The organism is Actinomycetospora sp. (assembly GCF_036497585.1).
In the GTDB taxonomy this organism is placed as follows: domain Bacteria; phylum Actinomycetota; class Actinomycetes; order Mycobacteriales; family Pseudonocardiaceae; genus Actinomycetospora.
The window spans coordinates 1-10,238 of sequence record NZ_DASXJD010000274.1 but is presented as its reverse complement, the minus strand read 5'-3'; the positions used below and the strand labels follow the sequence as shown (position 1 = coordinate 10,238).

7 protein-coding genes are annotated in these 10,238 nt (G+C 72.6%); 4 read left to right on the top strand and 3 right to left on the bottom strand.

Features of this window, described 5'->3' with window-relative positions:
* Positions 1 to 566 precede the first annotated feature (566 nt).
* Complete coding sequence (locus VGH76_RS27545; RefSeq protein WP_331559958.1) at positions 567 to 3,650, top strand: arabinosyltransferase domain-containing protein; 3,084 nt, start codon at positions 567 to 569, stop codon at positions 3,648 to 3,650.
* Positions 3,651 to 3,662: 12 nt separating this feature from the next.
* On the opposite strand, the gene VGH76_RS27540 is transcribed toward VGH76_RS27545, so the two are convergent.
* Both VGH76_RS27540 and VGH76_RS27535 read right to left on the bottom strand, forming a co-directional pair.
* Positions 3,663 to 4,400 carry a class I SAM-dependent methyltransferase gene (locus tag VGH76_RS27540; protein ID WP_331559957.1) on the bottom strand — a complete coding sequence of 246 codons (738 nt, stop codon included), beginning with the start codon at positions 4,398 to 4,400 and terminating at the stop codon, positions 3,663 to 3,665.
* 25 nt (positions 4,401 to 4,425) lie between these two features.
* On the bottom strand, positions 4,426 to 5,532 hold the full coding sequence (locus VGH76_RS27535) for a glycosyltransferase family 4 protein (RefSeq protein ID WP_331559956.1): 1,107 nt from the start codon (positions 5,530 to 5,532) through the stop codon (positions 4,426 to 4,428).
* Between the two features lie 242 nt (positions 5,533 to 5,774).
* Here VGH76_RS27535 and VGH76_RS27530 point away from each other — a divergent pair, with 242 nt between their 5' ends.
* The 3 genes from VGH76_RS27530 to VGH76_RS27520 all read left to right on the top strand — a co-directional run bounded on the left by VGH76_RS27530 (position 5,775) and on the right by VGH76_RS27520 (position 9,413).
* Positions 5,775 to 7,277 carry a hypothetical protein gene (locus VGH76_RS27530; protein WP_331559955.1) on the top strand — a complete coding sequence of 501 codons (1,503 nt, stop codon included), beginning with the start codon at positions 5,775 to 5,777 and terminating at the stop codon, positions 7,275 to 7,277.
* 160 nt (positions 7,278 to 7,437) lie between these two features.
* Positions 7,438 to 7,953, top strand: coding sequence for a hypothetical protein (locus VGH76_RS27525; RefSeq protein WP_331559954.1), 516 nt, complete (start codon positions 7,438 to 7,440; stop codon positions 7,951 to 7,953).
* An 89-nt stretch (positions 7,954 to 8,042) separates the two neighbouring features.
* On the top strand, positions 8,043 to 9,413 hold the full coding sequence (locus tag VGH76_RS27520; protein WP_331559953.1) for a hypothetical protein: 1,371 nt from the start codon (positions 8,043 to 8,045) through the stop codon (positions 9,411 to 9,413).
* Here the strand turns inward: VGH76_RS27520 and VGH76_RS27515 are convergent.
* The coding region (locus VGH76_RS27515; protein ID WP_331559952.1) for a hypothetical protein at positions 9,410 to 10,238 on the bottom strand (829 nt) is incomplete at its 5' end. The two genes, VGH76_RS27520 and VGH76_RS27515, sit on opposite strands and share 4 nt — an antisense overlap.

Genomic DNA, 10,238 nt, shown 5'->3' with positions numbered 1-10,238 from the left:
CGCCGCGAGGAGACCGGGGACGGTGAGCGTCGCCGTGGTCGACCGGGCGCGGCGCTCACTCGCCGCGATCCACACCAGGACTCCGACGACGACCGTCCCGACCGTGGCCGCGACCGCCGTCGCCGCGTAGGTGGGGAACGGAATCCGCAGGCGGCTGATCGCGCCCTGGAGCAGGAGACAGACGACGACAGCGGCGAGTCCACCGCCGAGAGCGGGGACGATGCCCTGCGGCGGGCGGTAGGTCCTCGAAGCGACAGAGCCGGGACGGCAGTCCGGGACAGAGTCGATCGTGCGCTCCTTCCGGTCGACACCCCCAGTTCTCGGACATGGTCTCCCCCGGGCGCGCAGGCTACGGAGACGGCGGCGAGCACACGCGCGGTGGGCCCGATCGTGACGGCCGCCTCTCTCCGAAGATCACGTTTAGGGTTGCTACGTTCGCTTTCCGCGACTTCACATGGCACAAGAAACCTGGAGATCATCAGGTGACCTCGACGTCGCACGACGGTTCGGTGGCGGAAGAGGTGGCTCCCGGGGGGAGCTACAGCGAGGACGAGCGGCCGCCCACCGTGAGGGCTGAGCGGTGGCCGCGGGCGATCGTCCTGGCGGCCGTCTCCGGCGCCATCGCGATGGTCTGCGCCGTCCTGCTGCCGCTGCTCCCGGTATCGGTCGACCGTCCCGTGGTCAGCTGGCCCCAGGTTCCCGGGGCCCCGCAGTCGACCGGGCTCGGCTTGACCGCACAACGTCCCCTCGCCCTCGACGTGGGGTTCTCCTGCGCGGATGCGCGAGCTGCCGCCTCGAAGCCCGGCGGCCTCGTGCTCTCCACGGCCCCGCCCGGATTCCCGGACGCGCAGAAGGCGGCCCTCAGCACGACGGCCGACCTCGACCGGCTGGCGGTCACCAGCAGGGGCGCCACCCTCTTCGACGGCCCGCTGCCGTCCGGGGCGTGCGATGTCTCCGTGCACGGCGATCTCTCCGGGCTCAGGATGCAGATCGACGGCGTGACCGTCGGGACACTGCCCGGCGAGGCGCTGCCCGACGTCGACGCGCTCGCGACCGGCCTCGAGGGGACCGGCTCGCGCATCCACGTCGGCCTGACACTGGACGACCAGGGCGCCACCGCTCCGACGCCGGTGAAGCTCGCTGCGATCGCTCTGTTGGTGCTGGCCGGCGCGGTCTCATTGATCGCGCTGTGGGTGGCCGACCGTCCGTACCGTGCGCTCGCACGGCGATTCCGCATCCCGCGACCTCGCGTCGTCGACGTGATCGTCCCCCTCGTCATGGTCGGTTGGCTGTTCCTCGCCCCGATGACCGACGACGACGGGTACTACTCCGCGATGGCGACCAACGTGTCGCACTCCGGGTACGTCGCGAACTACTTCCAGCTGTTCAACCAGTCGTTCACACCGTTCACGTGGATCTACTACGCCCTGGGGTGGTGGCAGGACGCAGTCGGTACGGCGCCCGTCCTCCTGCGGGTCCCGGCCCTCGCGCTCGGCCTGCTGACGTGGCTCATGGTGCGTGTATTCGCCCGGGCACTGGTGCCACCGGACACGACGAGCCGCGGGCTCCGGCTGGCCTTCCGAACGACCCTCGGCATCGTCTTCCTCGGGTGGTGGCTGCCCTACGACATGGGCGTCCGGCCCGAGGCCGTGGTCGCCGCGTGCGTCATGGTGAGCCTGGTGGCACTGACGACCGCCCTGGAGCAGCGGCGTGTCCTGCCGGCCGCCCTCGCCGTCGGGGCGGCGGGGATCGGTTTCACGGCCGGGACGGCGGGATTCGTCGCCCTGGCGCCCGTTCTCGCGGCCGCTCCCGCCGTATGGCGGATGCTGGGGGAACGGGGCCCCCGCGCACGGCTGCTCGCGATCGTGCCCGTCCTCGCCGCAGGCTCCGTCGTCGGGCTTCTCGCGTTCGCCGACGGCTCCCTGCGCGATTTCACCCGAGCACAGCAGATCTTCCTGGGCATGCAGTACCCCGAGACGTGGTCCACGGAGATCGTCCGGTGGTACTACCTGCTGGACAAGCCGGGGGCGCAGGGCAACTACGCGAAGCGTCTGCCGGTCCTGCTGACCCTCTTCGCCATCCTGGGCTACCTCGTGGCGGCGATGTCCGATCGGGGCCGCGCATGGCCCGCGCAGCTCCGACTCGCCCTGTCGACCACGGTCCTCGGCTTCCTGCTCCTCTGGATGACGCCGAGCAAGTGGACCCACCACTTCGGTGCTCTCGCCGGGGTCGGCACAGTCTTGATCGCGGCCGTGATCGTCCTCGGCCCGGGGATCGCCCGCACGCGATCGGCCGAACGCGCGATCAGCCGCCCCCTCGCCGTCGGGGCGCTGGTGGGCGTCTCGGTGCTGATCGCCCTGGCGGGACAGGGCATCAACTCGTGGCCGTACTCGTGGCTCCTCGGCCTACCCCACCCGCTCACCCCGCCTCAGGTCTCGATCGTGAAGTTGGGGCAGCCGGTGTGGTGGCTGATCGGCAGTGCGCTCGTCACCGCCGCCGTCGTCGTCGTCACCCGGCGGCGGACACCGAGCGTGGCCGGCGTCGCGCCCTGGGTGGCCCTGCCGATCGTGGTGTGTGTCGGCTTCCTCGCGACGACCGGATACATGCTCGGCGGGTTCGCCCTCGCGGCGGAGCGCACGGCAGGGACGTACTCCCCGTGGGCCGACGCCGTCGCGGACCCGCTGGCCCACCGGTGCGGCGCCGAGCACGCGGTGCAGGCTCTCGATCCCCGCTCCGCGACGGCCTTGCCGGTCGCCTCGATCGTCGGAGCTTCCGGGGGTGGCCCGTTCGTGGCGGGCGGCTGGTCGCCCTCGAGTCCGCCACCGACCGCGGCCGTTCCCGCCTGGGGTAGCCATCGCCCGGGTCAGGACGGCGCCGATCCTCCTGACGGAGCGGGCTCGGGCACGTTCAGCACGCCTTGGTACACCCTCCCGGCCGACACGAGCGCGCGAGTGATGTCGTTCTACGTGTCCGGCCGGACAGGCAATGGCAACGATGTGCGGGTCGAGTACGCGTCGCTCTCCCCATCCGGGGCTCCGACCCCGGTCGCGGCGTTCCCCGGGCTCGGTCAGGGCAAGGAGGGCGCTGCGGTCGACGCCCGGCAGTGGCGGTCGATCACCCTGGACGGTCCCCTGGCTCCGCCGCGCGACGCCACGGTCGTTCGCGTGGTCGCCTCGGACACCTCGGACGGCCCGGCGGGGTGGACCGCCGTGACGGCACCGGCGCTCCAACGGTGGGTGCCCCTCGCGACCATCGTGCCGCCGGGGTCGGCGACCGCCGTCGGCTGGTCGCTCGCGTTCCTGTTCCCCTGCCTCGCCAAGCCGGTCCAGGCCGACGGCGTGAACGGGCCGGTGTCCGCCGCCGTGACCGGAGGCGAGGAGCCTCTCGACGGTGTCGGTGACAGCGCGTTCCAGCCCGGGCGGGGTGGGCTGTACATGCAGAGCTACCGGGACTCGGCCGTCACCCAGCTGTCCGCCCGGCTCACCGATTTCCCGGCCGTGGCCGGCATCCAGGTCTACACCCTGCGCGGGACGCTCCCGAGCGGTCGCTACACGATGATCCGGGACGACGAAGTCGTGCCGGGGTGGACGCCGGCACCGAACACCACGTTCTCCGAGCCCGTCGGGCCGGAGGCTGTGGTCCGCCCGTGAGAGGACTCGAGGTCAGGCGGTCGTGGTGATGTAGAGGCGACCGTCCCACCGGGTCCCCGCACTCGAGTCGGGGTCCGCGGCGACGACCCGCGCACCCACCGACTCCACGAGCTCCCGCACGCGGGACTCCGGAGTCCCGTGCATCTCCATCCCACGCCGCAGCATCCGGGCCACGGGTGTCGGCAGAGCGCCGAGCACCCGGCCCGCCACCGAGGACGACGGCTCGGTCGGCATCTGGAACACCACGACCGCCCCCGGCCGGGCGACGCGCCAGAACTCGCGGACGTAGCCGTGGGCGAGGTCCGGCGGCATGTGCTGCAGCACCCGGCACGAGTAGACGAGATCGACCGAGTTCGACTCGACCGCCGCAAGGTCGGAACCCGTGACCTGCACGAACCGGCAGGCCGGATCGGGGACGATCTCCCGCGCCTTGTCGAGCATCGTCGGTGAGATGTCGCAGCCGAGGACCTCGCCGAACCCGACCGAGGCCAGGCCGTGTGAGAGGCGACCGGCGCCGCAGCCGAAGTCGAGGGCACGCCCCCGGCCGACGTCGAGGCCGAGTTCACCGAGACGAGACATCACGGTCTCGACCTCGTCGACCCCGGTGGCGAGGAAGTCCGCCGGAGTCCAACGATTGCGGCTCTTCCCCTTGTCGGTGAGCACCGCCCACATCGGGTCCTCGCCGCCGAGCTTCGTCCAGGTGCGGGAGACATCGGCGATGTCGCCGGGGGTGTCGCGGTCGGTGGTCACGGGCGGTTCTCCACGGGTGTCGTCATCAGCCGGCGGCCTTGGTGAAGACCGCCTCGTGGGCGTCGAGCACGGATTCGACGCTGAAGGTCGCGGCGGCCGCTGCGCGGCCCGCCTCGGCGTCGGGCGGGGTGTCACGGACCCGGATCAGCGCATCCCGCAGGGCGGGGACGTCGGCGGGGGGGACGACGGCGCCGAACCCGGTCCGCTCCACCGGCACGCGGACCCCTGGAAGGTCGCTGACCAGGGCGGGGACACCGGCGAGCATCCCGACGACCTGCACGATCCCGAACGCCTCGAAGGCGTTGACCGACGGCAGCGCGAACGCGTCGATGGAGGCGTAGAAGTCGCCGAGCCGCTGGTCGGGCACGAAGCCGAGCAACTCGATGCGGTCGTCGCCGCCGGCGTGCGCGCGCACCCGGTCGACGACGCTGCCGCCGGCCACGCCGCTGTGGTCGCCGCCGATCAGCAGGCGGGAGTCGGGATCATCGAGGGCGAGGAATGCGTCGACGAGGTGCTCGACGCCCTTCTCCTCGACGATCCGGCCGAGGAAGCCGACGTGGAAGCCATCGCCCCGGCGGTAGGTCGGCTCGCCGGCTGTGACCGGGATGCAGGGCGGCGGGATCGCCACCATGTTCGGCGCGATCACCGGCCACAGCCGGCTCCGGCGGGCGTAGTCCTCGCTCGTCACGATCGTCGCGGCAGACCGGCGCAGTCCGGCCCGGCTGGACCCGTCCACCGCCTCGCGCTGGGCGACATTGACCAGGCCGGGCGGCAGGCTCACGTCGCAGTGATACGTGGAGACGACCGGTATGGGAGCCAGCTGCGTCAGCGGACCCGCCTCGATCAACGGCAGGTGGAGGTTGGCCACCCGCGAGCGCCGCATCTCCCGGAGAGCCATCCGGGTCAGGTTGATCCCGATCGTCCCCTTGCCGACCTTGGCCAACACCGGAGCGCGGACGACCCGGACACCGTTGATCGTCTCGTGGGTCGGTAGCGACGGTTCGTGCTTGCTCGCGACGACGCAGACCCGCCAGCCGCGGGCGGCCAGGCCCTCGGCGACATCCCGGGCGACGTTGGTCAGCCCGGACACGTACGGGGTGTAGTACGTCAGGACGATGACGAGGTCGTTCACGGCGGGCGATTCCGTGCGTCCGATGGCCGGGCCTCCTTGCGCGTCTTGCGAACGACCGCTCGAAACCCCACGTTCTCGTTGGCACGGGTCCAATTCGGCCGATTTCTCGGTGTGACGACACGGTAGCCTTCGCCGGGTCGGACCCCCGTCACGACCCGGAGTGACTCGCCGGGTCGGTCGGACCTCGACGACACGCCCCCCTTCCTGCCCCCGTGCCGACGCACGCACGGCACTCTGGCGCCATGACGCTGACCGGGGGGCTGATCGAGGCCGACCACAGGGTGACGCGGGTGCCGGCGTCCGTGCGGGCCGGGGTGGTCGGCGCCCTGGCCGGCGCGGCACCCGGAGCGGTGGCGTTCTGGCTGATGCACCGAGCGCTCGGGGACGACGCCCTCATCACCGTGAGCTACGCCCGAACCCTCGCCGCGTCCGGGACCTGGGGCGCGTTCCCCGGGCTGACGGCGAACACGCAGACCAGCCCGCTCAACGCCTGGATCCTGGCTGCCGGGATCGCCCTGGTCGGACACCCCGTCCTCGTCGCGGGAATCGTCTTCTGTGTCTGCCTCGCCGGATGCGGATGGCTCGCGACCGCACTCGCCCGCCGCGTGGACCTGTCACCCACCGCCGGGTGGCTCGCGGTCGCGATCATCGCCACCTCACCGGTGCTCGTGGCGACCGTCGGACTGGAGGCGTGCGTGGGCTCGGTCGTCCTCCTCGGGGTGGCGGTAGCGAGCACCACTCACCGCACCGTCGTGTGCGGGCTGCTCTGCGGGGCCGCTGTGCTCACTCGACCGGACCTCACGGTCCCCGCGGCGGTCCTCGCTCTCGCGCTGGTGGTCGTCCCGGACGCGGCCGGGAACCGGCGGCGCCCGGTCCATCTCCTCGCCGTCGCCGGCATCGCCGCGGTGGTCGCGCTGCCGTGGCACGTGTGGTCGTGGTTCGACCTCGGCGACGCCGTGCCGGACACGACGTGGGTCCGCACGGGCGACCGCAGCGGCCCGAGCATCATCCCGGCCGTCGCGGTGTGGGTGCGGCTCTACCCGGCGGCCGCGATCGGGAGCCTCCTGCCGGTGGTCCTGGCCCTGGGATGCGCGGCGTGGGCGGTGCGGTACCGCGGTCGGCCGTGGGGAAGGACGGTCCTCCTGCTGGTGGCCGCCGGGTGGGCCCACCTGCTCGCTCTCCAGATCATCCATGCGCAGGGCGCCGGGTGGTACTACGCGCCGATCGTGACGTGCTCCGCCGCTGCTGTCGGCCTCACCGCCGCTGCGGTGGGTCGGACGATCGCGGTGGGCGGCCTCGTCGCGGTCGGCGGGCTGGGTCTCCTCGGTCTGCTGACCTCGGGTCCCTTGCCATGGACCGCTGCGCCGCTGGTCGCCAACTACGCCCGCACCGAGCAGTACGCGGCCATCGCCCGGGAGTTGGGTCCACTGACCGGGGGGCAGGCCGTCGAGGGGCCCGGCGAAGTGGGTGCGCTCGCCTACTACGGCACGGTGCCGGTGTTGGACTTCCTCACCGAGCCGGAACAGACCGACGCGGTGATGGCGAAGCGGGCGGCCGAGGGCGGTCTCCGGGCGGAGCTCATGCGCTGGAGCACCGTCCACCGTCGGTCGGTTCCGGCGATTTCGACCCCGTGGCGCCTGACCTGGGGCTCGTCCGGGACTCCGGCGGGCCGCGTCGTCCGGGTGTGGCCGATCGACAGCCCGAACCGCGGCCCGGACACGATCGTGCTCACCACGAGGGAGTGATCGCGACGGCGCCCGGGCGGCCGCGTGCGGTGATCGACAGGCGGTCCGGCACTCTCTGCTCATGACGCGGGGGGCGTTGCTGGCGCGGCGGGGCGAGGACCGGGCATCCCGACGGACCCGGTGGAGGCGGTGGGTCGACGACCCTCGCCTGATCCGCCTGGTGCCCACGGCGGTCGGGATCGCCGTGTTCATAGGGTGCTTCCTCCGCATCCGGCAGCGATGGTTCATCGAGGGGCTTGCCGGGTTCGGCTACACGACGTGGGTCGCGCAGACGACCATCGACGGGACCGCGATCGCCCCGGACCAGTACCGGCCCCTGATGCCCTGGGTGGACCACCATCACGCACGCGAGCAGGGCGTCGTACAGCTTCCGTTCAATCTCACACCGGGTGTCCTGGCGATGGTCATGACCTTCTACGGGGCGTTGCTGCTCGCGCCAGCGCTGCTCGCGCCAGCGCTGTTCGCCGCCCGGAACTGGGCCGTCCCACCGTTGACCTTCGTCGTCGCGTGGTTCCTGATCGAGTTCGCCGCGACCTTCGTGGTGGGCCGGGTCGAGGAGTCCCGCATCTTCATGCCGTTCGCGCCCGCACTCGGCGTCGCAGCTCTGATGGCCTACCGACAGCTCGCGGGACAGCAGGCGGCGCTCGTCGCCGCTCGCGGAGCGGAGGGCCCATGACGATGGCCGGCGTGACACCGATCGGGCAAGGCCGAGGTCGAGCGATGCCCTCTCATGCGGCTGGTGCGGGGCGAGGGTTCGCGACCGAGGTGCGGACGGACCTGCTGCTGGCGCTCGGGCTCTACGTCGTGGCGGCCGGGTGGTTCCTGTGGCTCGGGGCCGCCGCCTCGGCCCAGGGCGTGATCACCGGTGAGGAAGCATCCATCACACACCGGGACGCGATGTCGATCGCGATGGCCTGGCAGCCCTCGATGTACTCGACGAACGCCGCCTCGCAGGTCTTCTACTGGCTCGCCGGACACCTCGATCCCGACTACGGGCTGCTGTACGCCCGCAAGTGGAAGGCCGCGGCCACCGCGCTGATCACACCGCTGATCTACCTCGCGGCACGCAGGCGCCTCGGCTGCGGACGATTCCCGGCGGTGGTGGCCGGGGTGCTGGTCGCGGTTCTCCCGGGCGTCTCGGTGGTTTCGTGGGTGGGGACGGAGGACGGCCTCGAGGTGGTCGCAGGGGCGGCGGCGCTCTATGTGGTGACCTCGAGCAGGCGCTGGTGGCCGCTCGGCCTGCTCGCAGGGGGCCTCGCGATCTCGCTGTACACCGCGGGCCTCAGCTGGGCGGTGGTCGCGTCGGTCGCCGCCGTGACCCGCGTGCGTACGGCGCGGACGGCGCTGGCCGTCGGGCTCGCCGCGCTCGGGGGTGCGGCCGTGGTGCTCTGGCCGCTCGCGTGGTGGCACAACGGCGGACAGCTCCTCACCGGAGGCGGCGGCGCGGGGGCCGACGTGACGGCCGTCCCGTCGAACCTCGTGCAGGCGGCGAGATACGCGGTGAGCTCGGGCTCGTCGTACTACTACTTCGCCCAGATGCCCACGCTCGGCGGGCGAGGGGTCGCGGTACTGATGCTCGTCGGCGCCCTCGTGGCGGTCGCGGCTCGGCCGGCCGCGCGCTGGTGGGCGGCGGTCGCCGTGGTCGCGACCGGCATCTACGCCGTGTCGACCGGCGTGCCGGGAGCACGACGCCTGATCGCGGTCGCGGTCGTGGCGGCACTGCTCGCCGCGGTGGCTCTCGACGTGCTGGCCCGCACCCCGCGCGTGCCCGCCGGCGCGCGAGTGTCTGCGGTCGCGGTCCTGGCGTTCGCGCTCGTGGCGATCCCGGTGATCCGCACGGTGCCCTGGCATGCAGACCTGGCCGCCGGTCGTCAGGTCCTACCGGTCGACTGGCCGTTCCAGGTGGATGCGGGCGGGACTCAGACGTCCACGCTCGCCCGTCTCGACGCCGAGGTGGGCTCCGGACGTCTCTCGGCCGCCCAGGTCGGTCAGTTCCACGGGGGGACCCGCACGATGGCCCTGCTGTTCATGCTCGACGAGCGGACGGGCCGACCTCCGGCCGTCCTCCCCGGCGACATAGTCGGGTTCTACCGCTCGACCCGCGACTGCCGGGACCTCGACGGAGCCGCCTGCTAGGGCCCGCAATGACCGGCCGGACAGAACGGGACGATCCAGACCCCGTTCTCGTCATGTCCGAGGTCACCGCCCACGGCGCGTGCCCAACGCAACGAGGCGTCCGGGTCGCGCACCGCCCCGGGCACCACGACGATCGTGCTCACCCGCCGGGCGGCCAGATCGGCGCGGGCCGCCGCCACATCCCCACGGCCGCCGTCGGCGATGCCGCGCTGGAACGCCCCGACCTGGCCCTCGTAGACCACCGGATCGGCCCCGGTGCCACCGATGAAGTAGCCGCCGGTCTGCCGGTACGAGAACCGGGCGAGGGCCTGCCAACGCAGCGGGTCGCCGCCTCCCTGCCAGGCCTGTGAGGGTCGCGGCACCATTTCGACGATCGGTGGGCCACCGTCGACGGCCACCGGGCCCAGCCCCGGCGCTCCCGAGGTGAAGAAGCCGGGCACATCGGCGCTGGTCGTGCGCTGGTCGTCCACCGGCACCCAGGTGACCGCCGCCGCGAGCACGAGGACCACCACGACCGCGCGCCCGGCCCGGCGCCACCGGCCCGCTCCGGGGCGGGTGAGGTGCTCGAGCGCCAGCGCCCACACGGTCACCACCCCGAGCGCCACGAACGGCGCCAGCCGGCCTGCCTCCGCCTGACCGACCAGCGGCAGGTCGACGAGGTACCGCCAGGGCAGCGGAACACCAGTGTCGCGGTCGAGGATCGCCACCGACGTCCCGAGCGATGCCACGCCGAGCAGCACGGTGACCACCGCGGTGAGCACCACCGGGCGGGAGCGGACGACCACGACCGCGGCGAGGAACACCAGCAGCATCGCCACACCGAGG

Coding starts and splice junctions, on each gene's coding strand:
- VGH76_RS27530 (WP_331559955.1), top strand. CDS start 5,775: ATGACGCTGACCGGGGGGCTGATCGAGGCCGACCACAGGGTGACGCGG.